16 protein-coding genes, 1 pseudogene and 1 riboswitch are annotated in these 24,311 nt (G+C 70.4%); of the genes and pseudogenes, 6 read left to right on the top strand and 11 right to left on the bottom strand.

What is annotated here, in order from left to right; all coding sequences use genetic code 11:
• Positions 1 to 50: 50 nt before the first annotated feature.
• The 5 genes from D473_RS0110395 to D473_RS0110375 form a co-directional block, all read right to left on the bottom strand.
• Complete coding sequence (locus D473_RS0110395; protein ID WP_017609010.1) at positions 51 to 4,541, bottom strand: molybdopterin cofactor-binding domain-containing protein; 4,491 nt, start codon at positions 4,539 to 4,541, stop codon at positions 51 to 53.
• Positions 4,542 to 4,651: 110 nt separating this feature from the next.
• Positions 4,652 to 7,036 carry a guanine deaminase gene (gene guaD / locus D473_RS26535; protein WP_241474755.1) on the bottom strand — a complete coding sequence of 795 codons (2,385 nt, stop codon included), beginning with the start codon at positions 7,034 to 7,036 and terminating at the stop codon, positions 4,652 to 4,654.
• Positions 7,037 to 7,281: 245 nt separating this feature from the next.
• Positions 7,282 to 8,811 carry a fatty acyl-CoA synthetase gene (locus D473_RS0110385; RefSeq protein ID WP_017609008.1) on the bottom strand — a complete coding sequence of 510 codons (1,530 nt, stop codon included), beginning with the start codon at positions 8,809 to 8,811 and terminating at the stop codon, positions 7,282 to 7,284.
• A 239-nt stretch (positions 8,812 to 9,050) separates the two neighbouring features.
• Positions 9,051 to 9,902, bottom strand: a complete 852-nt coding sequence (locus D473_RS0110380) for a Rieske 2Fe-2S domain-containing protein (protein ID WP_017609007.1) — start codon at positions 9,900 to 9,902, stop codon at positions 9,051 to 9,053.
• A gap of 170 nt (positions 9,903 to 10,072) precedes the next feature.
• Positions 10,073 to 10,609 (bottom strand): Hsp20/alpha crystallin family protein, encoded by a 537-nt coding sequence (locus tag D473_RS0110375; RefSeq protein WP_017609006.1) that lies wholly within the window; start codon positions 10,607 to 10,609, stop codon positions 10,073 to 10,075.
• Positions 10,610 to 11,110: 501 nt separating this feature from the next.
• Positions 11,111 to 11,216: riboswitch (TPP riboswitch) on the top strand.
• Between D473_RS0110375 and tenA the strand changes: the two genes are divergently transcribed.
• Positions 11,206 to 11,865, top strand: coding sequence for a thiaminase II (tenA, locus tag D473_RS0110370; RefSeq protein ID WP_193373267.1), 660 nt, complete (start codon positions 11,206 to 11,208; stop codon positions 11,863 to 11,865). Its footprint overlaps the riboswitch before it by 11 nt.
• Positions 11,866 to 11,970: 105 nt before the next feature.
• Here the strand turns inward: tenA and D473_RS25665 are convergent.
• The 4 genes and pseudogenes from D473_RS25665 to D473_RS0110350 form a co-directional block, all read right to left on the bottom strand.
• A pseudogene (locus D473_RS25665) lies at positions 11,971 to 12,734 on the bottom strand (carbohydrate ABC transporter permease).
• Positions 12,731 to 13,654 carry a carbohydrate ABC transporter permease gene (locus D473_RS0110360; protein ID WP_017609004.1) on the bottom strand — a complete coding sequence of 308 codons (924 nt, stop codon included), beginning with the start codon at positions 13,652 to 13,654 and terminating at the stop codon, positions 12,731 to 12,733. Before D473_RS0110360 ends, D473_RS25665 begins: the two are co-directional and overlap by 4 nt.
• Positions 13,647 to 14,981 carry an ABC transporter substrate-binding protein gene (locus D473_RS0110355; protein WP_017609003.1) on the bottom strand — a complete coding sequence of 445 codons (1,335 nt, stop codon included), beginning with the start codon at positions 14,979 to 14,981 and terminating at the stop codon, positions 13,647 to 13,649. Before D473_RS0110355 ends, D473_RS0110360 begins: the two co-directional genes overlap by 8 nt.
• 67 nt (positions 14,982 to 15,048) lie before the next feature.
• Positions 15,049 to 16,299 (bottom strand): ROK family transcriptional regulator, encoded by a 1,251-nt coding sequence (locus D473_RS0110350; protein ID WP_033353148.1) that lies wholly within the window; start codon positions 16,297 to 16,299, stop codon positions 15,049 to 15,051.
• A 97-nt stretch (positions 16,300 to 16,396) separates the two neighbouring features.
• Between D473_RS0110350 and D473_RS0110345 the strand changes: the two genes are divergently transcribed.
• The 3 genes from D473_RS0110345 to D473_RS0110335 are packed head-to-tail and all read left to right on the top strand — an operon-like array spanning position 16,397 to position 20,429.
• Positions 16,397 to 18,541, top strand: a complete 2,145-nt coding sequence (locus D473_RS0110345) for an alpha-N-acetylglucosaminidase (protein WP_017609001.1) — start codon at positions 16,397 to 16,399, stop codon at positions 18,539 to 18,541.
• Between the two features lie 44 nt (positions 18,542 to 18,585).
• The gene (locus D473_RS0110340) at positions 18,586 to 19,479 is read left to right on the top strand and encodes an N-acetylmuramic acid 6-phosphate etherase (protein WP_017609000.1); all 894 of its coding nucleotides are present in this window, start codon (positions 18,586 to 18,588) and stop codon (positions 19,477 to 19,479) included.
• Positions 19,476 to 20,429 (top strand): N-acetylglucosamine kinase, encoded by a 954-nt coding sequence (locus D473_RS0110335; protein ID WP_017608999.1) that lies wholly within the window; start codon positions 19,476 to 19,478, stop codon positions 20,427 to 20,429. The genes D473_RS0110340 and D473_RS0110335 overlap by 4 nt, the downstream gene beginning before the upstream one ends.
• A gap of 44 nt (positions 20,430 to 20,473) precedes the next feature.
• On the opposite strand, the gene D473_RS0110330 is transcribed toward D473_RS0110335, so the two are convergent.
• Positions 20,474 to 21,424: a helix-turn-helix transcriptional regulator gene (locus D473_RS0110330; protein ID WP_017608998.1), complete on the bottom strand. Its 951-nt coding sequence runs from the start codon at positions 21,422 to 21,424 to the stop codon at positions 20,474 to 20,476.
• A 62-nt stretch (positions 21,425 to 21,486) separates the two neighbouring features.
• Between D473_RS0110330 and D473_RS0110325 the strand changes: the two genes are divergently transcribed.
• Both D473_RS0110325 and D473_RS0110320 read left to right on the top strand, forming a co-directional pair.
• Positions 21,487 to 22,650, top strand: coding sequence for an epoxide hydrolase family protein (locus D473_RS0110325; protein WP_017608997.1), 1,164 nt, complete (start codon positions 21,487 to 21,489; stop codon positions 22,648 to 22,650).
• 190 nt (positions 22,651 to 22,840) lie between these two features.
• The gene (locus D473_RS0110320) at positions 22,841 to 23,785 is read left to right on the top strand and encodes an SGNH/GDSL hydrolase family protein (RefSeq protein WP_017608996.1); all 945 of its coding nucleotides are present in this window, start codon (positions 22,841 to 22,843) and stop codon (positions 23,783 to 23,785) included.
• Between the two features lie 49 nt (positions 23,786 to 23,834).
• On the opposite strand, the gene D473_RS0110315 is transcribed toward D473_RS0110320, so the two are convergent.
• A complete protein-coding gene (locus D473_RS0110315) occupies positions 23,835 to 24,242 on the bottom strand; it encodes a VOC family protein (protein WP_017608995.1) in 408 nt (135 codons plus the stop codon).
• Positions 24,243 to 24,311: the final 69 nt, after the last annotated feature.

The following is a 24,311-nucleotide window of genomic DNA, read 5'->3' as shown; positions in this document are numbered from 1 at the left end:
TCGGGTCCCCGCCCGGGGCCGGCACGAAGGTCCGGCCCCGGGCACGGCGGTCACTCCTGGCAGGCCCTGCGGACCTCCTGCACGGTGGCCGGGGCGTCGAGGCGGAACGCACCGTGGCGGCCGTTCTCCCGCCGGGCCTCCCGCACGGCGGCCTTGACCGCGAAGAACACCGTGGAGGCCAGGACCAGCGGCGGCTCGCCGACCTCCTTGGACGACATCAGGTCGTTGGGGTTCTCGGGGACGGAGTCGGCCTCGTCCCGCGGGAAGAGGTGGGTATTCATCCGCACCGGGATGGTGGAGACCGCCGGCGGCTTGTATCCCCAGGTGTTGGTGCTGTTGAGGCGGCCCTTCTCCTCGCCCTCGGGTTCGTAGGCCAGGTGTTCGGTGAGCAGGTATCCGATCCCCTGGACGAAGGCCCCTTCGATCTGTCCGACGTCGACGGCGGGGTTGATGCTCCGGCCCATGTCGTAGACGATGTCGGACTTGAGCACGGTGGCCTCGCCCGTGAGGACGTCGATCTCCACCTCCGAGCAGGCGGCGGAGTAGGTGAACCCGGTGAAGGAGTCGACCCCGCCGCCGGGGGTGGCGTCCTCGTCGATCTCGATGCCGGGGATCTTCTTCTGGTCCCCCGTGGGTTTGTAGGTCAGCGCCGGCAGGGGCGCCTCGCCTCCGACGATGGGGGCGTTGAAGGCGACGATCAGGTCGACACGGTGGGCGTAGGCGAGCTGGACCAGGTTCTGCCAGATGAACTTGCCGGAGGGGGTCCTCGCCGACCAGCCCTCCTTCGGGTGATTCCAGTGGTCGATCCCCTGCTGCTCACACCACGCATCGCCTTGTTCCCGGCGCAGCTGGGTGGCGAAGTCGCTCAGGCGCCGGCGCAACCGTTCGCAGACCTGTTTGACGGCCTCGCCGTTGTAAGCAGTTCCGGTGGAGGCCCCGGTGCTGGTGGGGTTGGGGATGACGCTGGTGCGCGGTCCTTCCACCCTCAGCAGGCTGAGCGGGACATCGAGGATGTGTGCGGCGATCTGCTCGACCTTGGTCACCACCCCTTGGCCCATCTCCACACCGCCCTGGTGGATGACGACACTGCCGTCCCCGGCGTGCACGGCGACGTGGGCGGCGGCCTGTTCGAGCATGGCCAGGTTGTAACCGGACCCGTACTTGACCGGGATCATCGCCATACCGCGCTTGCGCCAGCGGTTCTCGGCGTTGAACTTCTCGACCCGTTTCCGGGTCTCCTGGTGGTCGCAGACCCTCTTGAGGTAGTCCCATACCTCCCGCACGTAGCAGTAGGTCAGGGTCTGACCGTAAGGGGTGGCCTCACCCTGCCGGTAGAGGTTCTTCTCCCGGACCTCTTCCGGCGTCATACCGACGGCGTGGGCCGCATCGTCGATGGCGTTCTCGGTGATGATCTTGCACTGGATGTCCCCGAAGGCACGGAAGGCCGTGTTCGGTGCGGTGTTGGTGCGGCAGACATCGATGCTGCTCTCGAAGTTGCGCACGTGGTAGGCGTTGTCCGTGCGCAGCTGGATGCAGTTGGAGACGATGAAGGAACAGTCGTAGAACGCTCCCCCGTCACCCCACATGTCGGTGCGCACCCCGCGGATGATGCCCTTGTCCTTGTCGTGCTTGCGTCCGTCGTCGAGGGCGATCTGGTACCGGCCGTAGTAGGGGTGCCGCTTGCCGATGAGCGCGGTGTCCAAGTCACGGGGCAGCGCCAGACGCACGGGGCGGCGCAGAGCGTGGGCGGCCACGACCGCGGGGCCGGTGACGAACCGGGCCGACTCGGTCTTGCCGCCGTATCCCCCACCGAGCTGGCTCACCTCGACCTGGATCCGGTGGTGTTCGACACCCAGGGCCATGGCGGCGGTCTGGTGCATCTCCATGGGGCTCTGGCTCGCGGGGCGCACCAGCCACCGGTCCCCGTCCAGGGGTTCGACGACGCAGGCCTGCGATTCCATGTAGAAGTGGGCCTGGCCGCCGGTGCTCTGTGCGTGTTCGACGACGGTGCAGGGAACACCGTCGACCTCGGCCCGGCGCTGGAGGGGCTTGCGATCGAGCGGCGCCCTGTCGAGGGTCCAGTCGAAGCGGCTCCCGGGGCGGGTGACCTTCCAGATGTGGGAGACGAAGGAGGCGCTCTTGGGGCAGTCGGGGAAGACGCTGCCGCGCTCGATCGCGTTCTCCAGGCCCAGCACCGGGCTCTTCCACGGCTCGGGCCAGCCCACCTCGCCATAGCGCACGCACGCCGTCGCGACGTATTCGGCGATCTCCTGTGCTTCGTGCTCGGTGTGCGCGGTGACCAGGGCCAGGCACTGGCCCACGTAGTTGACCTGCTCCTCCGCGAACAGTGGTTGGTCCGAGGCCATGCCGTGTTTGTTGATGCCGGTGGGCGGCACGTCGTCGTGGCAGACCAGGTGCAGGTAGGAGGAGGGGTACCGGGCCGCGAGGTGGGCGCGCAGTTCCTTCAGGCCGGTCTTGCCGGTGCCGGGTACGACGAAGGTGAAGGCGGCCAGCGCCCGGCGTGCGGCCACCACGGCCGCGTGTGCGGTCGTCGGGGTGGTCGGCAGGTCCTGGGTGTAGCGGAGCCGGCCGGAGGCCTGGTACATGGACAGGCGTTTGACGTGGGGCTGGGCGACGGGTTGGCGGTGGTTCTCCACCTCCCAGGTCTGGGTGCCGTCGCTGACGGTCCGGTTCCCCCACGTGACCTTGGCGGCGGAACGCTCGCGTTCGGGGACCTGCACGCCTCGGTTCTGGAGCGCCGCGATCAGGGACTTGCGCAGGAAAGCACAGGCCAGATCGGTCAGGTAGGCGTCGGTGATGCCTTCGGACGGGGAAGCGTGACGCCGCGGTGCCGAGGCCCTCAGGGCTTCACCGGCCTCCGTGCGCAGGGTGTTCACCAGTGTGTCCACGCGTGCGGGGGTCAAGGGTTCCCGGAGGAGTTGCTGTGTGGTCCGGGTCGCGTGCCACGGGGTCGCGCCCAGCCCGCCGAACACGAGGTGGGCCGCGCTGAGGTGGACGGCGTGCTTGTCCTGCGAGCTGTGGGTCTGGTCCGCGACCACCCGGATCGTGGCGTTGACCAGGGCGTGTGCGTTGACCTCGCGCAGCGCGGTCTTGTGCGCGAAGACCTCCACGCCGCTCGTGGCCAGGGGCAGTTCGTAGTGGAGCAGGACCATGTCGTCGAGGTCGGCGGGGTACTCCGTTGCCAGGGCGGCGAGCTCGCCGGCGTTCACCGTCGAGGCCTGTTGGGTCGAGGCGCGCCAGTAGGTGATCCGTGCGCCGACGGCGACCAGGGCCGTGAACAGGTCGGAGGGAAAGACCTCACCCTCGTGGATGTGTCGCAGCACCAGCATGGTGTTGCCGCCCACGGTGGCGGTGTTGCGCAGGACGGTTCCGGCGGTGCGGCGGGCCATGTAGCGCAGGGCTCCCAGCGCAGTGGCGCCGCTGTTCTTCTGTGGGCCGATCGCCCGATCCAGTGCGGTGATCAGGTCGGTGTAGGTGGTGGCGGCCCCCACCTTCAGGTATCCGCCCTTTTCTTCTGTTCCGTGGAGCTCGGGGATGCGGCGGATGTCGACGAGCTCTCGAGCGGCTGCGACCTCCCGGGGATAGACGCCGTAGGAGGTGTTGGCGCAGACCAGGCGGCGTTCGGTGCTCTCGGGCCCGACCATGACGGCCCTGAGCTCGTCGAGGGTGGTCACCGTGTGCCAGGTGCGCCCGTCCGATTCCACGCAGAAGGGCTGCGTGGCCGTCTTCGCCCCGTCGGGGAAGGAGAGGCCGGGACGGTCGTTCTCATGGTCCGGAGGAAGGTGGACCTGCTCGGGCACACACCGCATCCGGTTCTTCTCGTCCTCCTTCGTCCAGTCCTTGGCGAAGGTCTTCATGCCGGTGAGGATGGACCGGTATCCGGTGCAGCGGCACAGGTTGCCGTCGAGCGCGTGCTCGATGTCGGCCTTGGTGGCGTGGGGGCGGTTGGTCAGGTACTCGGTCATGTTCATGACGAACCCGGGCGTGCAGAACCCGCACTGGGTTCCGTTGTTGGCGGCCAGCCGGTACGCGACGGGGTTCATCCGGCATCCACGCTCTCCGGCGTCCTCGGCTCCTTCGTTCTCTCCGGGATCCCCGCCGGAGGGGTCCTGCGTCGCCCGCGCGATCTCGGCCGCCGCGTCCGCGGCCTCGGCGACGACGGGCGGTGTGTAGTCGGGCGGGGCACCCGAGCGGGAGTTGAGGGTCTGGTGGGTCAGGCTCTCGGGGACCGGACGGCAGGCCGTTCCGGTGCCCTCGATGGTGGTGACCGCCATCCCGTCGAGGGCGCAGACCGGGACGAGGCACGCGTTGGCGGCCCGGTGCACCGCCTTGGCCTCGGTCCGGTCCCAATGGGAGAGGACGACCGTGCAGGCGCCGCAGCCCCCTTGGCCGCAACCCTTCTTCGTGCCGGTCAGTCCCACGCTCGCGGAGCGCAGGTGGTCCACGAGCAGCAGCCCCGGGGAGGGGTCGTCGAGTTCGGTCTTGTCGCCGTTGAGGTGGAACACCACACGGTGGGCCATGAACGGTTCCTTCCGTTCTCACGGATGGGAGCACCCGTGGTCGTGCCTGGGCAGGGGGCGTTCGTGGCCCGGTACCCGCGGGTGCGGACCGGGCCGGTGCGGGGTCCGGTTCAGCCGCGGTGGACGCAGAAGAGCGGGCCGTGGTACGCGGAGACGTCGAAGCCCGGCGAGGAGATCGCGCGGCCCACCTGCTCGGGACGGCTCCAGCCGTGGCCGCTGTTGTGGCGGGTCCACCACAGGCGACCGGTCCCGAGGGAGTCCTCCCGCCGGAAGACGCAGTACAGGTGGTCGTTGTAGCGGGTCAGGGCCGGGGCCCACGAAGTGCGGATCGGGGTGCCGTCGGGGTCCTCGATGCGCCGGCTCTCGCTCCAGCGGCCCGAGACGCTGTCGTAGGTGCACCAGTGGAGTTGGCCGTCCCTGCGGTCGTGGACGCAGTGGAGGAGGTCCTTGAACCGGTCGACGGCCGGGGTGTGGTCCGACGTGAGGGATCCGGGGATCTCGCGTTCGCTGCTCCACTCCTCGGTGTGCGTGTCGTGGCTGAGCCAGCGCAGGCGGCCGTCATCGCCCCTGAGAACACAGTAGAGGCGCCCGTCGTAGACGGTCAGGGAGGCTCCCGTGGCCCGCACTTCCCGTCCCCCGGGGACCGTCACGGGACGGTCCGTGGCCCAGCCGGTCCCACCCTCGGTGTTGTAGCGGGCCCACCAGAGGCGGTGGTCGTGGGAGCTGCGGTGGTGGACGTAGTAGAGGTAGTCGTTGGCGTGGGAGAGCGACGGCGGACCGTGGTTGGGAACCGGGTCCCCGAGCGCATTGTGGAGTGGGCGGTCGCCCCGCCAGGATCCGGTGTCCTTGTCGTAGACGTCCCACCACAGGTAGGCGTTGCTGGCCGTGTCCTGGTGCAGGCAGTACAAGCGACTCTTGTAGGCCTCGATGGCCGGCGCGTACGGCGACCAAGCGTTGGGCACCTGCAGGTCCTTGGACCAGCCCTGGCCTTCCTCGAAGTTGACCCAGCGCAGTTCCTTGTCGAGCGACCTCGTCCAACGGTGGTGCTTGGAGCGGTCGGGTTTGGGGTCCAGACACGGGTTGCGTTCGTGTGCGAGGCGGCCGTTGACGTAGGTGGCGGCCACGGCCCGGTCATCACCCAGTTTCGCGAGCGCGAAGAGCAGGTCGTCGACGGTCTCGCTCTCGGCGGTGCGGACGGCGAGCAGTCGGGTGGCCGAGGGGTCCAGGACCACGAAGTCGGCCTCGTGGCCCGGAGCGAGCGAACCCACCACCCCGTCCAGGCCCATGGCGTCGGCCCCGCCCTGGGTCGCCAGGTAGAAGAGTTTGGTCCCGTCCATGGGGTACCGGCCGAGTTCGCCGACCTTGTAGGCCTCGTTCATGGTCTGCAGGAGGGAGAGGCTCGTCCCGCCGCCGACATCGGTGCCCAAACCCGTGCGGACCGGCCGCTGCGCCGCCTTGGCTTCGGGCATGGAGAACAGGCCGCTGCCCAGGAAGAGGTTGGAGGTGGGGCAGTGCGCGATGCCGCTGCCGGTGGCCGCCAGCCGCCCCCACCCGCGCTCGTCCAGGTGGACGGCGTGGGCGAAGACCGCACGGCGTCCGAGCAGTCCGAAGTGTTCGTAGACGTCGACGTAGTCCTGGCGGTCGGGGAAGAGCCTGCGGACCTCCTCGACCTCGTCGAGGTTCTCCGCCAGGTGGGTCTGCATCAGGGTTCCGGGGTTGGCGTGCCAGAGCTGTCCGGCCAGGCGGAGCATCTCGTCGGTGCAGGCCACGGCGAACCTGGGGGTGATGGCGTAGAGACCGCGCCCCACACCGTGCCACTTGCGGATGAGTTCGGCGGACTCCTCGTAGCCCTGTTCAGGGCTGGGGTCGAGGAGGTCGGCGCGGGCGTTGCGGTCCATGAGGACCTTGCCGGCGGCCACACGCATGCCCCGACGGTTGGTCTCCTCGAACAACGCGTCGACCGAGACGGGGTAGGTCGCGCAGTTGACCAGCGCCGTGGTGGTGCCGTTGCGCAGGATCTGGTCGCAGAACAGGGCTGCGTACCTGCGGGCGTAGTCGGGCGAGGCGAATCGTGCCTCTTCCGGGTAGACACTGTTCTGCAGCCAGTCCAGGAGCTGGTTGCCGTAAGCGCCGATGATGCGGGTCTGCACGTAGTGGACGTGCGGGTCCACGAACCCGGGCACGATGAGCTTGTCCCGGTGGTGGACCACGGTGACACCGGTCGGGAGGGAGCCGACCAGTTCTTCGTAAGGGCCGACCGCTTCGATCCTGCTGTCGCGGACGACGAGCAGTCCGTCCTCGATGAATTCCAGGGCCTCTTCGCTCGAGGTGAGGAAGGGGTCGGCGGTGAACCAGACCAGGGATCCGCGCACGGCACTGACGTCGGAACAGCCCCTGCCTGTGCCCGCCATGGCACGGTGGCCGCTCGTTTCCTGGTCTCCCTCCGGTGGCGCCGGTTCTCGGTCCGGGTGTGCTCTGCTGGTTTCCTGCGTCACGGGTGGCTCCTGNCCCCAGACATGAATTCGCCGCAGGTCGGAGCGGTATGCGGCATTGGCCCGCATTCATCGCGCGCTCACGCCGAGTAACGGGCGGACCGGAGGCCGGACTCCGGATGAGCAGAAACAGTGGTGTACGGAGCAGCTGTGGCCGGGACGAGCGCGCTCTGCGCGGTTGTCAGGGCAGGCGTGCCAGGACCGGCGCGCCCTGCGCGGGTGCGTCGGCGGACGTGCCCTGCCCGGGGTCAGCCGTGGTCCTCGCGCAGGGTGCGCTTGAGGATCTTGCCGGAGGCGTTGCGCGGCAGCTCTTCGACCAGGTGGACGGCCTTGGGCACCTTGAAGGGCGCGAGGTGGTCCTTGACGTGGTCGGTGAGCGTGCCGGGGAGGGCGTCGGTGCCGGCGTCCGGGGTGGGCACGACGTAGGCGGTGACCGCCTCGATCCACTTGGTGTCGGGCACACCGACGACCGCGGCCTCCGCGACCCGGGGGTGGGCGAAGAGCACGTCCTCGATCTCGCGGGAGGCGACGAGCACGCCGCCGGTGTTGATGACGTCCTTGATGCGGTCGACGACCTCGATGTAGCCCTCGGCGTCGGCGCGTACGAGGTCACCGGAGTGGAACCAGCCGCCGCGGAAGGCCTCGGCGGTCTCCTCGGGTTTGTCCCAGTAACCATCGCACAGCTGCGGAGAGCGGTAGATGACCTCGCCGAGCTCTCCCGGAGCGACGTCGCGGTCCTGACCGTCCACGACCCGCAGTTCGACGAAGAGTGCGGCGCGGCCGGCGGAGGCAGGGCGGTCGGCGTGTTCCTCGGGGCGCAGGACGGAGACGAGGGGGCCGATCTCGCTCTGGCCGAAACAGTTGTACAGGCCCAGGTCGGGCAGGGTCTCCTGGAGCGTGGACAGGACGGGCCCGGGCATGACCGAGGCCCCGTAGTAGGCCTTGCGCAGACTGGTGAGGTCGCGTTCGCGGAATTCGGGGTGGTTGGTCAGCGCCACCCAGAGGGTGGGGGCGGCGAAGAAGGCGCCGTGGCGGTCGGTCTCGATACGGCTGAGCAGGTCGGCGGGGTCCGGGGTCTCCACGAGGGTGTTGGTGGCGCCCACGGCCAGCCACGGCAGGAGGAAGACGTGCATCTGGGCGCTGTGGTACAGCGGCATGGCGTGCAGCGGACGGTCGTCGGCGTCCAGGTCCAGGCCCACGAGACAGGACATGTATTCATGCATCAGGGCGCGGTGGGTCATCATGGCGCCCTTGGGCCGGGAGGTGGTCCCGGAGGTGTAGAGGAGCTGGACCAGATCGGTGTCCTGCACATGTACGTCCAGGTCCGGCACGGGGCCCGCGGAGGCCTCCTCCAGCAGGCAGCCGGGGCCCTCGCGCAGGTCCAGGACCCGGCGCACACCGGTCTCCTGCAGGACGTCCTCGAGCGCGGGGCGCAACGCGGGGTCGGTCAGGGCGAGGGTGCTCCCGGACTGGTCGAGCAGGTAGGTCAGCTCCTCCCCCTGGAGCGCGTAGTTGATCGGCACGTGGACGAGTCCGGCGCGGGCGCAGGCCAGGAAGCCGATGAGGTAGGCGTCGGAGTTGCGGCCGTAGGCGGCGACCCGCTCGCCGGCCACCGCGCCGAGGCCGAGGAGGCGGGCGGCTGCGCGGGTGACGGCCGTGTCGAGCTCGGCGTAGGTCCAGGTGCGGGGACCGAAGTGCAGGGCGGCACGCTCGGGGACGCGTGCGGCACTGCGGCGGAGAAGGTCGTCGACCCGGCTCGCCGTCGTCGATGCGGACATGGCACCTGCCCTTCCGTCGGCACGGCCCACGGGTTCGGGGCCGTTGCAGTGGGAACCATCCTGTGTTCCCGCCGTTCTCTCCGCAAGAGCCCGGCCGGAAGCTGTGGAGGGCCCCGGGCGGGGCCGACGTCCGGGCTCGTGCGCACAGGCCGCACCGATACCTCGGCCGCGGGGCAGTGGGAACGGACGCGCTGCGCCCCGGCGAGCCCGGCCCACTGCGGGCCAGGCGCCGCAACGGATCAGGTGGCGGGGCGGCGCACCCACAGGCGACCGTCCGCGGTGGAGGTCTCCAGCGCTTCCAGCGAGGCCGTCGCGGGCCCGTGGACGACCGTCCCGTCGTCGAGGGAGAACTCGCTCCCGTGCCAGGGGCAGCGCACGCATCCGTTCACCGGCTCGCCCTGCGCCAAGGGAGCACCCATGTGGGTGCACACGCCCAGCATGGCCGATACGGTGCGGTCCCGGCGCGCCACGACGACGGGGACACCGGCCGCGTCGGCCCCGCCCACACCACCGTCCGGGAAACCGTCCAGCGGCCCGAGGTCACACCAGTCCCGGGGTGTGCGGTCGAGGAAGGCATCGGCGCTGTTGGCCCCGCCCGCGCGGTAGTAGGAGATGTGTCCGCCCAGGTAACCGCCCAGGCCGACGGCGCCGGCACCGCACAGGGCCAACGCCTTGCCCTCCGCCTCCCGCTCGCGGTACCGCGCGACGGAGGAGGCGGCGAACAACACCGCACCGGTCGCGTTGAGCGCCGCGTGCACGACACCCACGCGTTGCTGGCGCTCGTGCTGTTGCGACCAGTCGGCCAGACCGCTGACCACGGCGGGCAGGGCAGTGAGCAGACCCACGTCGACCAATATGTGTGCGCTGCGGGAATGGTTTCCGGGGAACAGGTCCAACACGACTGCGGCCGTCCAGCTGCCGATGGGCAGATGCACCATGACCGGATGCAGGGGATGGCCGAGCGGCACCCCGTGCAGGAGGTCGCGCGGCTTCCCGGAAGGCAGGCGTCGGGCGAGCTTCTTCATCCTGGAAACGGTCGGGTCGAGACGACCTTCGCGTTCGATCCGCCGGAGGCGTTCACCGAGTCTCATGGTGGGTCAGCTACCCGGCCATGGGTTCACCACGCATCCGGTGCCCGGCTCCGCAGGACCTTTGATCTGCTCTTTCCGTCCGGCCCGGGTGCCGACACGGGTGCTCCCTACGGCCGGGGCGGCAGGCCTCGGCCGTAGGGCGCGGCAAGAGACTGGGGCGGCCCGTGCGGTCAGGCCTCCTGTGGCACTTCCCCGGAGGTCACGCCCTCGACCGACGGCCTCTGGGCGGGGACCTGGGCGGCGGTGACGACCGGGATGTTCTTCGCCTCCATGGACGGCTCGGCCGTGCCCCGCACCGTGATCCGGAGAAGGCCGTCGCTGATCTCGGCGTCCACCTCTTCCCGGGAGACCCCGGGCTCGAGGGCGATCTCGCGCCGAAAGCTGCCCCTGCAACGTTCGCTCCGGTGGCGGGTGACACCGTCACCGGGCCCGTGTTCACAGTTGCCCGTGATGAGGAGGGTGTCTCCGATGTGGGTGACTGCGATGCCGTCGCGGCGCACTCCGGTGAGGTCGCAGCAGATCAGCACGTCGTTGTCGCGAACGATCAAGTCGGTGAAGGGGCGCCAGGACTCTGGCCCTGAGCACATCTGCGCCAGCTCGTGGCTGGTCGTGGAATCGGCGATGCGGCTCATTTCCCGGACCAGGTCCCACAGGCCGCGGAACGGGCTGGTGAAGGTGGACCGGCGAAATTCTCTCGTGGTGTCCATACGTGACTTCCTCTCGCCACGGGGGCACGGTCGCAGCTCGGGAACGCCGTGAGGCGGCCGTGCACCCTGGGTCAGGTTCGGGGTCCTGACGTGGACGACTGTGAAGTGGGAGCAGCCCGGGGGCGGCACCGACCGGGATGACCCACTTCATTACAATTGCGGCGCTCGGCCCCGACGAGAGATCGGGTGGAGTTCCTGCCCATATTGTGCCGTCCCTAACGGGCCGAACACAACGGTTTGGTTGAGTTTCTATATGGGCCAGATCACATTAACCGCGCGGCCTTGATCCGGCCTCCTCGCGGCCTCGACCCCGGTCAAGGTCGACCGTGCGATCGAGGCGATCGCACGCCGGGGAACCTCACCCGCGAAGTCGGCGGCACCACCAAGACCGGGGAGGTCACCCGGGCTCTGCTCGACAACCTCGGAGCCTGAGGCCCCGGGTGCCCCGAAGGGCCGTGTTCAGGGGGTGTCACGGGCGCGGGACCGCCTGTAGGGTCGGCCGCACAAGGCACGGGGTGCGCCCTCCCGCGAGGGTGCGGCGCTGAGATGAGACCCGTCGAACCTGCTCTGGTTAGTTCTAGCGAAGGGATCGCCTGATGGCTGGATTCTGTGATGACGTGTGGGCGGAGACCGCGAGGACGCGTGAGGCCATCGATGAGCTGCCGTTCGTGCGCGGGCTCGGGAACGGAACCCTGGACCGCGATCGGTTCTCCTACTACATGACCCAGGACGCCCTCTACCTGCGTGGTTTCGCACGGGCCCTGGCGTCGGCGGCGGCCAAGGCCGACAACGGCGAGGAGATCGCGTTCTTCGCCAAGGCCGCATACGACACGATCGTCGTGGAGAGCGCACTGCACGAGGGTGCGGTGGGCCGGGTGGCCGACGAGGCCACTGCGTCGCCGACCTGCAACGCCTACACCTCGTACGTGCTGTCGGTCGCCCACACCCAAGGGTATCCGGAGCTCGTGGCGGCGGTGCTGCCGTGTTTCTGGGTCTACGCCGACGTCGGTGAACGGCTCATGGCCAAGGCCGGGGACCTGTCCGGGCACCCCTACGGCGAGTGGCTCGCCACCTACGCCGACGAGGAGTTCGCCCGGACCACGGAGCAAGTGAAGGCGATCGCCGACCAGCTGGCCGAGCACGCGAACAGCACGACGGTCGCGCGCATGCGGGAGGCGTTCGTGCGGGCCACCACCTACGAGTGGATGTTCTGGGACGCGGCTTGGCGCCGTGAGGAGTGGGCGTACCCGGTTTGACCCGGCTTTGAGGGTCCGGGCTCGGCGGTAGCGCCCGACCGGATGTCGGGTGGCCCCTCCCTGAACCGCTGCGCCCGGGGCCCGTACGGACCCCGGGCCGTCCCGTCATCCCTTGATGGCGCCCTGGGTGATGCCGTTGACGAAGCTGCGCTGGAAAAGCAGGTAGATCACGACGATCGGCGCGATGACGATGAGGCTCGCGGCGGCCAACAGCGGGATGTCGGTCCCGTACTGGCCCACGAAGAGCCCCAGGCCGGTGGGGGCGGTACGCATCGAGGGGTCCTGCATCATCACGAGCACGAGCAGGAACTGGTTNGCCCCCGCCAAAGGACGGTGCGGTTGCGGGCACCGTCCATGCGGGCGGCCTCCACGAGTTCGCGGGGCACCCCGGCGAAGTGCGACTGCATCCAGTAGACGCCGAAGGGCAGGAACAGGGCGACCTCGGCCAGGACCACCCCGAGGTAGGCGTCGGTGAGACCGACCTCGCGGAGGTTGTAGTACAGCGCGATGACCAATAGCTCGACCGGCACGGTCAGGCCGAGCACGAACCCGAGCGAGATGACCCGTCCGCCCCACACCTTCAGGATCGACAGGGCGAAGCCGGCCATGGTCGCCAGCAGCACGACCAGCGGCACGACGGCCCCGCTGATGATGAAGCTGGAGCGCATGAGGTCGTCGAACCCGCCGGCCTCCCACGCCAGGCCGAAGTTCTCCCAGGACCATTGTTCGGGCAGGGCCACACCGTTGACCTGGCTCCCGGAAGGGTGCAGGGCGGCCAGGACGATCCCGACGAAGGGCAGGAGCACGAGGAGTGCCAGGAGGCTCAGGAGTCCGTAGCGCAGGGTCGTGCCCAGGGTGCTGTGTCTCATGAGTCCTCCCTGGCCAGGTAGCGGATCGCGCTGACGAGCACGATGACGAGCACGGTCAGCACCACGGCGAGGGCGCTCGCGGCGCCGATGTCACCCTCGTTGAAGGCCAGCCGGTACACGAGCAGGGCGGGCACGTTGGTGGCGCCGGCGGGACCGCCGTTGGTCGTGACGAAGACCAGGTCGAAGCTGGCCAGGGCGGCGATGGTGGTGATGACGCCTGCGATGCTGATCTCCTTGCGCACCCCCGGGAGGGTGACGCTGAGGAACTGCCGGACGGGCCCGGCGCCGTCGATGGCGGCGGCCTCGTGCAGGGAGGTGTCGACCTTCTGGGCGCCGCTCATGAACAGCATCATGCACAGCCCGCTCATGGTCCAGGTGCCGATGAGGCCCAGGGCCACGAGGGCGAACTGTTCGTGGCCGAGCCAGGCCCGGGTGAGGCCGTCCAGACCGACCAGGCGCAGGAACTGGTTGATCATGCCCTCGTCGCTGTAGACCCAGCGCCAGGTGGTACCCACCGCCACCAGCGGGAGGACCTGGGGCAGGAAGAACACGACCCGGTAGAAGGTGGTGCCCCGTTGGACCCGGCCGACGAGCAGCGCGGTCATGAGCAGACCGATGGCGATGGGGATCAGGGTGAAGAAGACGATGAGCAGGAGCCCGTTGCCGATCGCCTTGGCCAGCAGCGGGTCGGTCAGAACCTGCACGAAGTTGTCCGGCCCGCCCCATTCGGGCGGTGCGATCCCGTCCCATTCCAGGAACGAGAACTGCAGGGTGCTCACGGCCGGGTAGATGAGGAACCCGACGTAGACGGCGACGGCCGGCAGCAGGTAGAGCCAGGCTCCGCTGTCGCCCCGGCCGGGCCGTCCCCGGCGCTTGCCCCTGCTCTCGGTGCGGGGTGCGGTCGTTGCTCCCTCATTCATGGTGTTCGTCCCATTCCTGCTGGAGCGAGCGGAGGAACTCCTCCTCGCTCGTCGTTCCGGTCACCAGACCCTGGACCCCGGGGGTGAGCTGGTCGACCATTCCGGGACTGGCGAAGTCGGGGAAGGGCAGGAGCGCCTCCTGCTCGATGACCTCGCTGAACCCGGCGTTGACCTCGCCTCTCACCCCTTCGCCCTCGGAGGGTGCGTCGGGGTCGACGGGCATGAACCCGCTCTCCAGCTGGATCTGTGCGGCCTCGGGCGAGCCGAGGTAGTCGAGGAAGGCGGCGGCGGTGTCGTAGTTCTCGCTCTGGGACGAGACCGCATAGGACACGCTCGAACCCGCGGCGACCGGGGGCTCCTGTCCCGTGGGGCCGGGCATGAGGAAGAACCCGACGCCCTCGCCCATCTCCTCGGCGAGTTCGGCGGTCGCCCAGTTGCCGGTGACGAGGAAGGCGCTGTCCCCCGCGGCGAAGTCGGCCTGGGCGTCGATGTCGGAGACGGCGCTGGTGCCTTCGGGCAGGTACCCCTCCTGCGCCCACCGGGTCAGGGTCCGGGTGGCCTCGTCGGCGGCCTCGGTCTCGATGTCGGCCCCCGGCACCCCGTACACCCAGTCGCGGTACTCGTCCTCATCGCCCAGGACGTTCAGCAGGGAGCTCCAGATCTGGAACCCGCCGACCTCGAGGGCACCGTTGCCCAGGGGTGTGGCGTCGGTTTCGTCGTGTACCCGTCCCAGGGCCTGCTCGAACTCCTCCAGGGTCTGCGGCGGTCCGTCCACACCGGCCTCCTCCAGCAGGGACTTGTTGTAGAAGACCCCGAGGATCGACAGGGCTCCGGGGGCGGCGTAGAGGCTGCCGCTGCCGTACTCGCTCGCCTCGGGGTCGGTGCGCAGGGACTCCAGCGCGGTGGCCGGGAAGGTCTCCTCCCAGCCGTAGGCCTCGTTGTGCTCGTCGAGGTCGAGGATGAGCCCGGCCGGTACGAGCGAGTCCATGGCCCCGGAGTTGTACTGGGCGATGTCGGGCGGGTTCTCGGAGGACATCGAGAGCTTCACCGTCTTGATGTAGTCGGTGAACTGCGTCTGCTGCAGTTCGATGTCGACGTTCGGGTGCTGTTCGGTGAAACCGTCCACCAGGGCCTGGGTGGGCGGGTCGTCGGTGTAGGCGAGCCGGAGCGTGACCGGTTCGTCGGGCACGCCGGTGGAGACGGACTCGGGTGTGTCGTCCTCGCGCACGCTCGTGGACAGTACGGCGCACGAGCTGAGGACGAGGGCTGCGGCCGTCCCCGCGGCGGCAGCGGCCGCCGGGCGCCGTAGGCCCGGTGTGGTGGGCATGCTCTCTCCCTGCGGTGTGGGGCCGGCGACCGTGCGGTGGCCGGTGTTGCGGCAGAGGGTCCCGGGGTCATGAGAAGAGCCTCGCCGTCGGTGGCAGTGCCAATGCACCGCGCTCGACCTCGGCGAGTGCGTGGTGCAGTGCGCCGCGGACGATCGCGTCCTCCTCCAGGGCCGCCAGTTCCAGGCGCGGCGGGTCGAGGCGTTGCTGTTGCAGGTGTGCGTTCAGGGCGGTGAGCAGGTGCTCTCCGCAGCGGGCCATGGGGCCGCCGATGACGACGACCTCGGGGTCGAGGAGGGCGCGCACGGCACCGAGCCCCTTGGCGAAGCGCCGGGTGATCTCCTCGAGCGCCTCGGTCGCGGCGGGATCGCCCCGGTGCAGGGCCTCGGCGGCGGTGTCCATCCCCCGGTCGCCCTCCTGCAGGGATCGGGCCAAGGTGTGGTCGCCCCTGCGTTCGGCGGTCTCGCGGACCAGGGAAGTCAGTCGGGTGGTACCGACCCAGGCTTCGAACGCGCCGAGCCCTTGGGCGTCGGCGTCGGCCTGTCCGGTGCCGGGGTCCTCCACGCACAGGTCCAGGAAGCCGAGGTCACCGGCGTCGTTGGAGGCGCCTCGGTAGAGCCGGTCGAAGACGACGATGCCCGCGCCGACGCGTTCGCCCCACTGGACGAGGACCATGGGGCCCTCGTGCCGGTCGTGTCCGGCGCGGCGGCGTTCGCCCTCGGTGGCGAGTTTGACGTCGTTGTCGAGATGGACGGGGCAGGGCAGGCAGCTGCCGAGCGTGCGCAGGAGCAGGTCGCCGGCGATGTGCGGCATGCTCGCGGTGAACCGGATCTGCTGGGTGTGGCGGTCCACGATCCCGGGGGCGCCCAGGCAGGCGTGCCAGACCTGGTCCGGGGTGAGCCCGGCCGAGTCCAGGGTCGCGGTGACAGTGGCGGTCAGGGTCCGGGCCAGATGTGCCCCGTCGGTTCCGGTGAGCGGTGCCGTCTCCTCGGCCACGACGGTGCCCCCGAGGTCGGCGGCGACCACCCGCAGCTCCTCGGGTGTGAGGGCCAGGCCGAGGACGTGCCCGGCCTCGGCGCGGAACCGTACGACCTGGGGCGGGCGTCCTGTGCGTCTGCCCGGCCGTTGCGGGGCCAGCAGTTCGACCAGGCCGCCCTCTTCGAGTCCGGAGATCGAGCGGGTGACCGCCTGGCGGGAGAGACCGGTGGCGCGCGCGAGTTCGGTCACGCTGGTTCCGGTGCACCGGCGCAGTTCGGTGAGGACCGCCGCGGTGTTGACCTCGCGCATGTACCGGGTGCCCGACGCGACCGGTGTGTCCACGTCCACTTCCTCGTTCCTGCCGCTCTTGCTCGCGTTCGAATTAGTTATGTACTGTACGGAACTAATTGTGAGTCGGGCAACACCTCGGAGGGAAAAGATGGGCGACGACGCGGCGCAGGTCCCGTGGGGCACGACCGTGGCCGGCCTGGCCCGCAGGATCCTCGGCGAGAACCATCCCCCGATCGCCTTCGGCGAGCTCGACCCCAGTGAACGCTCCTTCGAGTACCGCGCCGAGGGCGGCACCCTGACGGTCCGGGCGACCGACGGTGTGGCCGCCGCCGTCGGGCTGCACACCTATCTGCGCCGGGTCTGCTCGGCCGCCGTCGGCTGGGACACGCCCCTGCCCCTGGAGACCGCCCGTTTCCCCGACTCCCCGACCACACGTCTGACCGCCCGGATCGCACAGACCTACCACCTCAACTTCTGCACCTACGGCTACACGAGCACGTACTGGGACTGGTCGGACTGGGAGCGCGAGATCGACTGGATGGCGCTGCACGGGGTCACCGCTCCCCTCTCGCTCGTCGGCCACGAAGCCGTGCTGCGCGAGGCCTACACCCGGCTGGGCCTGGACGAGGAGACGGTGCGTGCCTTCCTCGGCGGCCCCTCGTACCTGCCTTGGCAGTACATGGGGAACCTGGACGGCTTCGCGGGGCCGTTGACCACCCGCTGGATCGACACCCACCTGGAGCTGGGACGCCGGATCCTCGAACGCCAGCGCGCCTTCGGCATGCGCCCGATCCTGCCCGCCTTCACCGGACACGTGCCCCCGCAACTGGCTCCGGAGCGGACCACACCGCGCACCTGGCACAGCTTCGTCACCGAGGTGCTCTCCCCCACCGACCCCCTCTACGCGCAGGTGGCCGAACAGATCACCCGCAGCCAGATCGCCCTGCTGGGCACCGACCACCGCTACGCCGCCGACCCCTTCATCGAGATGCCGCCGGTCGAGGCCGACCTCTCCTACCCCGGAGCCGTGGCCGAGGCGACCCTGGACGGCCTGACCACCGCCGACCCGGAGGCGGTGTGGGTCCTGCAGGCGTGGCCGTTCTCCTACCAGCGCGAATTCTGGACCGATGACCGCGTCACCGCCTTCCTCGACGCCATCCCCGACGAACGCCTGCTCGTGCTCGACCTGTGGGCCGAGGCCGACCCGCAGTGGGAACGCTTCGACGCCTTCTCCGGCAAGCCCTGGATGTGGTGCGCACTGCTCAATTTCGGCGGGCGCACCGACCCCATCGGCGACCTCCAAGGGGCGACCGACGCCCTCAACCGCGCTCGGGAGGCCCCCACCGCCCCCGCCGGCCTGGGTCTGGCCATGGAGGGCACCCACAACAACCCGGCCTTCTTCGAGCTGATCCTCGACCAGGCCTGGACCCGCGTGGACGACGTCGGACGCGACTGGCTCCCCGGCTTCGTGCGGGAACGCTACGGGCCCGACCACGACCCCGCCCTCCTGCGGTCCTGGCAGCGGCTGAACACGACCATCTACCGCACCCCGGGACCTCTGGTCTTCCCCGAACGGTTCAACGGTGTACTGACCGCACGCCCCGACTACCGCGACCTGGCCGAACCACAACGGCTGCGCGCCCAGGCCGAGGAACTGGTCGGCTACGAGCCCGCCGAGCTGCACCGTGCCTGGGAAGAACTGGTCGAGGCGGCCGAGGCCGACCCGGAATCGGCGCGGGGCCCGTTGGGCCACGACCTGATCGACGTCGCCACGGCGGCCCTGGCCCGCGTCGCCGACCGCGCCTACCTCTCCCTGGTCGACACGGCCCTGCGCGACGGTGCGGTCGGCGCCGAGGACACCGAGCGGTTCCTGGCCCTGTTCGAGGACCTGGACGCGCTGCTGGCCACGCGCACCGAGTACACGTTCCGCCGGTGGGAGGAGAAGGCCGCTTCCTGGGCCGGGGACGCCGACGAGCGCACGATGCTGGTGGACAACGCCCGGCGGTTGCTGACCGTGTGGGACAGCCACGACAGCCCCTTCCTGAACGACTACGCGGGCCGGCTCTGGTCCGGCCTGGTCGGGGGTTACTACCGCGACCGGTGGCGGATGTGGGCCCAGGACCTGGACCGGGCGCAGGCCGATCCCGAAGAGGCCGCCGTCCGGCTCGACCAGCGTCTGGACGAGCGGGCACGTGTCTTCCTGGCCGAGGGCGCATCCGAGACGGAACCGGCCGACGGCGATGTCCTCACCCTGTCCCGGACACTGCTGGAGCGCTACGGAAATCCCCGGTGAACCCGGGCCTGACCACAGCGGCGACAGGGACGAAAGAGGAGTACATGCCGGAGCGATCACCGACCGAGGCCCGCAACCCGCGCACGGTCGACATCGACACCGTGGCCACGCAGGAGATCATCGGCCTGCTGCAGAACGAGGACGCACGAGCCGTGCACGCGGCCTCGGCGGCCTCCGCGCAGCTGGCCGCAGCGGTCGACGCAGCCGGGGTGCGGTTGCGGAGCGGCGGCCGGGTGCACTACTTCGGCGCCGGCGCATCCGGGCGGCTGGCCGTGCTCGACGCCACCGAGGTCACCCCGACCTTCGGCGCGGACCCGGAGCTGTTCACCGCCCACTTCCCCGGCGGGGCCGCCGCGCTGGCCGACTCCACCCTGGACCTGGAGGACGCCGACACACTCGGTGAACAGGACGCCGGTGCGCTCGGCCCCGGCGACGTGGCCGTGGCTGTGACCGCGTCGGGGTCCACCGCCTACGCGGCCGGGGCCCTGCGTGCGGCACGAGGGACCGGTGCGCTCTGTGTGCTGGTCACCTGCAACCCGCAGGCGGCCCTGTTGCAGGCGTGCGACCTGCCCGTCGTGGCCGACACGGGCCCCGAGGCGATCACGGGATCGACCCGGCTCAAGGCGGGCACCGCCACCAAAGTGCTGCTCAACTCCTTCTCCACCGCGCTCATGGTCGGGGCGGGACGCACCTACTCGAACCTGATGGTGGGGCTCGTGGCCACCAACGACAAACTTCGGGACCGTTCCGTGGGCCTGCTGGTCGAGGCGTCCGGGCAGCCACGCAGGCACTGCACCGCCGCCCTGGAGGAGGCCGGAGGCCGGGTCGAGGCGGCCCTGGTGAGCCTGCTCGCGGAGGCCCCGGTGGAGCGGGCACACCGGGTGCTGGCCGAGCACGGCGGTGTCCGCGCGGCGGTCACGGCGTTGGAGGAGAGGTGAGCGGCTCTCCGGTCCTGGCCGGTGTCGACGTCGGCGGCGGCGGGGTTCGTGTGCTCGTGCGCTACGGCGGGGACACGGCCCGCGCCGAGGACGGGGCCGCGGTGCCGCGCGTCGGCGGGGGGATCGACGTGCCGAACCTGGTGCCGCGTGTGATCACACTCCTGCGCAAGGCCGCACACCGCATCGGGGCCCCGGGGTTCGACCGGGTGGCGGCCGGTCTGACCGGCCTGCCCGACCTGATCGAGGACCCCGGTGAGCTCGTGCGCATGCTCCGCTCGGGGCTTTCCGCCGGGGACGTGATCGCGGCCGCCGACGCGCTGACCACACACACCGGGGCGCTCGGCGGGCGTGCCGGTGTCGTCGTCGCCGCGGGCACCGGGTCCGTGGCTCTGGGAACCGACCTGCGGGAGACGTGGCGCCGCACCGACGGGTGGGGCTACCTCCTGGGTGATCGCGGCAGTGGTTCCTGGGTCGGCCAGCAGGGCCTGCGGTATGCGCTCCGGGCACGCGATGGGCTGTCCGACGGCTCTCCGGAACTCCTGGCACGCTCACAGGAACACTTCGGCGGGGCCGGTGAGCTGCAGACCCAGCTCTACCGGGGCCGAGTCGCGACCTCCACCCTGCTCGCGGGGTTCGCTCCGCGCGTGGCCGAGGCCGCTCACGAAGGCGATCCCGTGGCGCAGCGGATCTGGTGGGAGGCCGGCACGCACCTGGGTGAGACGGCGGTCGCGGCCTCGGCCCCCGGATTGGCGTCCCGTTTCTCCTGGGGCGGCAGGCTCTTCGACTCCGGTGCGCTGTTGGCCGAGCCCTTCCGCGCCGAGGTGCTGCGCCGCCTGCCGAACGCGTGTCTGCTCGCTCCTGCGGGCGACTCCGTGGACGGCGCCCTGGCCCTGGCCGAGTCGGGACCGGAGCTCGTGCACCGGCCGCCCTACCTGTACCGCTGCGGTTGAGCCCCCGGGCGATGGGGCCGTGATCCCGACCGTGGGTGCGGGCCTCAACCATGGGCGCGAGCGTAGCGCCGCGCCAGCAGGGCGACCTGTTCGGCGAGTTCGGGCGGCTCCAGCACCTCGAAGTCGGCCTCCAGGGAGCCCAGCCACGGAGCGAGCACGGTCACCGACTCACCACCGATGAGCAACAGGCAGGTGTGTTCGTCCACGGGCTCGACCACACCCATCCCGTGTGCGGAGACCTCCTCGGCGGGGGCGTACACACGCACGCGCGCACGCAACGGCCACATGTGCGCACCGAGCCGGCGCTGCAAGTACAGGGCCACGTCGCCCTCCGGGTCCTCGCGCGGTGCGAACCGCTGCCCGGTGGGGCGGGGCTCCCGCAGCCGGTCCACGCGGAAGGTGCGCCAGTCGTCGCGGGCCAGGTCCCAGGCCACCAGGTACCAGCGCTGCCACCAGCTGACCAGCCGTTGCGGCTCGACCCGACGGTGCCCGTCCCCGCCCTCGTGGTCCACATAGGCGAAACGGAGCCGTTCGCAGGAGCGGCAGGCCGAGGCGACCACGGCGAGGGTCTCGTGGTCCACGGTCGGCGCGTCCTGGTCGGAGACGGTGACGGTGGCGGCATGGAGGGCGCGCACACGCGGCCGCAGCCGGGAGGGCAGTACGTGGTCGAGCTTGGTCAGGGCCCGCAGGGAGGCCTCCTCGATCCCGGTCACCGATCCCTGAGCGGCCGTACGCAGCCCCACGGCGACAGCGACCGCCTCCTCGTCGTCCAACAGCAGCGGCGGCATCCGCCCGCCCGGGCCGAGACGGTAGCCGCCGGCGGCGCCGGCGACGGATTCGACGGGATACCCCAGATCGCGCAGCCGTTCGACGTCGCGCCGCACGGTACGCACGGTCACCCCCGTCCGGGCGGCGAGGTCGGGCCCTGAGCGGTCCGGCCCGGACTGCAACAGGGACAACAGAGCCAGCAGGCGGGCCGCGGTCGGTTCCGGCATGGGTCCAGTATGCCGGGGAAAGAGGACCGCAGCTGTCCTCATCGCTCTCTAACGTCGGAGCCATGAGCAACAAGAACACCCGGATCCACCCGTTCCGTATCCGTATCGCCCCTGAGGAGATCGACGAACTGCACGAGCGCCTGGCCCGGACCCGCTGGCCCGATTCCCTGCCCGGCGTGGGCTGGTCCTACGGGGTCCCCGGCGACCACCTGAAGGAACTGGCCGAGTACTGGCGCACCGGGTTCGACTGGCGGGCCGCCGAGGAACGGCTCAACGGCTTCCCGCAGTTCACCACCGACATCGACGGTCAGAGGATCCACTTCCTGCACGTGCGCTCACCCGAACCGGACGCGGTCCCGTTGATCCTGACCCACGGGTGGCCGTCCACGGTCGCCGAGTTCTGGGACGTGATCGGCCCGCTCACCGACCCGCGCGGGCACGGGGCCCCGGACGCGCCCGCCTTCCATGTGGTCGCGCCCTCGGTCCCCGGTGTGGCTTTCTCCGGTCCCACCACCGAGCCGGGGTGGAGCATGGAACGGATGGCACGGGCCTGGGTGGAGCTCATGGACCGCCTGGGCTACGAGCGCTACCTGGCCCAGGGCGGTGACACCGGCTCCCTGGTCTCCCCCGAGATGGGGCGGGTGGCACCCGACCGGGTGATGGGCGTGCACGTCAACGGGCTGGTCTCCGCATCCATGGTCGACTGGACCGCCGAGGAGCCCATGGCCGGCTTCACCGAGGAGGAGAAGGCCACTGTGTACGCGGGCGAGGCCGAGTGGGAGGAGCGGCAGGGCTACGCGGCCCTGCAATCCACACGTCCGCAGACCCTGGCCTACGCGCTGACCGACTCGCCCGTCGGGGTCCTGGCCTGGAACCTGGAGTGGTTCGTCGACTACGACCCCGAACGCGGGGTGCAGCCGCCCGTGGACCGCGACGTGATCCTCACCCACGTGTCCCTGTACTGGTTCACGCGCACCTCCGGCTCGGCCGCCCGCATGTACAAGGACGGCGGGGACGCATTCTACGGCGGACGGAACTCGGGGGTGCCCACAGCGGTGGCACTCTTCCCCGGGGACGCCCCCGTGCGCACCCTGGCCGAGCGTTCCAACTCGATCGTGCGCTGGACCCGCTACGAGCACGGTGGGCACTTCGCCGCGACACAGGCGCCGGACCTGCTCACCGCGGACGTGCGTGCCTTCGCGGATGAACTGGCGGGGGCAGGCTGAGGGGACGCACGCACTCACCGTCGCCCGCCGGCCCCGGTCCGACGTGCTGGAGGGACGGGCTGAGGAGAAGTGCACCCGGTGTCCTACCGTGGTCTTCTCCGGTCCCTCCCTCCTCCGGCGCACCGGGGGATGCCGAGCACCTACGAGCCGCCGGCCCGGCCGCACCCCGTGCGCGCCGTTTGGAGTACCCGTGAGAACAGTCCCGACGGCGGCCCTGACCGCCGTCCTCGCCTTGGCCGTGTCCTCCTGTTCCGCGAACGGGGACGAGGAGGAGAACCCCGGCGCCGACCGGTATCTGTCGGTCGGCGACTCCCTGACCGTCGGGGTCCAGCCCACTGGGGGGAGCGAGAACCCTCCCGAGGAGACCGACGAGGGCTACACCGACTTCCTGGCCGCGTCGCTGGCCGAGCAGGGGCAGGAGCTCGACCATGAACGGAACGGCTGCCGGGGCGAGGACACCACGACCTTCCTCGAGGGCGGCAACCCGGCCTGCGGCGACCGCTACGACGGCGGTTCCCAGGCGGAGACGGCCGAGGACTTCCTCGACGAGAACGGGGAGGAGGTCGAGCTCATCACCCTGAGCCTGGGCATCAACAACATCAACGGGTGTTTCGAACAGGTCGATCTGAGTGATCCGGTCGACGCTTCCCGGCTGGACACCGACTGTGTCGATGAGGGCCTGGAGCGGGTCGACGAGGAACTGCCCGAGGTCACCGAACAGCTGCGCGAGGCAGCCGGGCCGGACACGCAGATCGTCGGGATGACCTACTACAACCCCTTCCTCGCCCCGTGGGCCGTCGAGCACGCGGGCGAGTCCGACCCGGGAACCCCCGGCGGCGAACTCCCCGACGGCCGCGGGGTCGTCGACTACGCGGTCGAGGTGATGGAGCAACTCAACGAGACCCTGCGGTCCTCCTACGCGGAGCAGGACATCGACGTCGCCGACGTCGAGGCGCACTTCGACTCCGGGGAGTTCGGGGTACCCGAGGACAGCGGGTCCGACCTGCCGCTCAACGTCCAGCGGGTCTGCGACTGGACGTGGATGTGCAACACCGAGGTCGGTCCCGACATCCACACCACCCCCGAAGGTGCGCGGGAGATCGCCCGGGTCCACGAGGGGCAGGTGGAGCCGTAGGGCGTGTTCGGCGGACCGTTCCCCGTCCGCCGAACACGCCCCGGACCGGTCAGCCCGCGGTGGCCGTCTCCCCGGCCTGCATCTCGGCCAGGTGCTCCTCGCTCAACTGGACGATCTGCACGTAGTTGCCGTCGGGGTCCTGTGCGGTGGCGAACAGGCTGCCGTCGCGGTCCTCCAGCGGCGCCACCCACGTGGTGTTCTGCGCGTCCATGCGCTCGGCCACGGCGCGAGCGTCGCCCACGTCGAAGTTGAGCACCACGCGGGCCGGTTCGGCGGTGACCGGGGCGATGCCCTCGCGCGGGTCGATCATGAGGTGGAAGGTCCCGAACCTGAGGACCCGGTAAGTGCCCATGGTGGCGCTGTCCGCGGGGTCCAGGACCGCGGCGTACCAGTCACTCAGGCGGTCGGGATCGGCGCTGGACAGGAGCATGCTGTCCAAAGCGGGGCGGCGTGTCATGGTGTCCTCCCGGTGGAATCGGAACTGTCGTTGTACCGGTACCGACCCGGGCCGCGCCCGGAACTCATC

The organism is Nocardiopsis xinjiangensis YIM 90004 (assembly GCF_000341145.1).
GTDB classification, from domain to species: domain Bacteria; phylum Actinomycetota; class Actinomycetes; order Streptosporangiales; family Streptosporangiaceae; genus Nocardiopsis; species Nocardiopsis xinjiangensis.
This window is presented reverse-complemented; position numbering and strand designations above follow the sequence as displayed.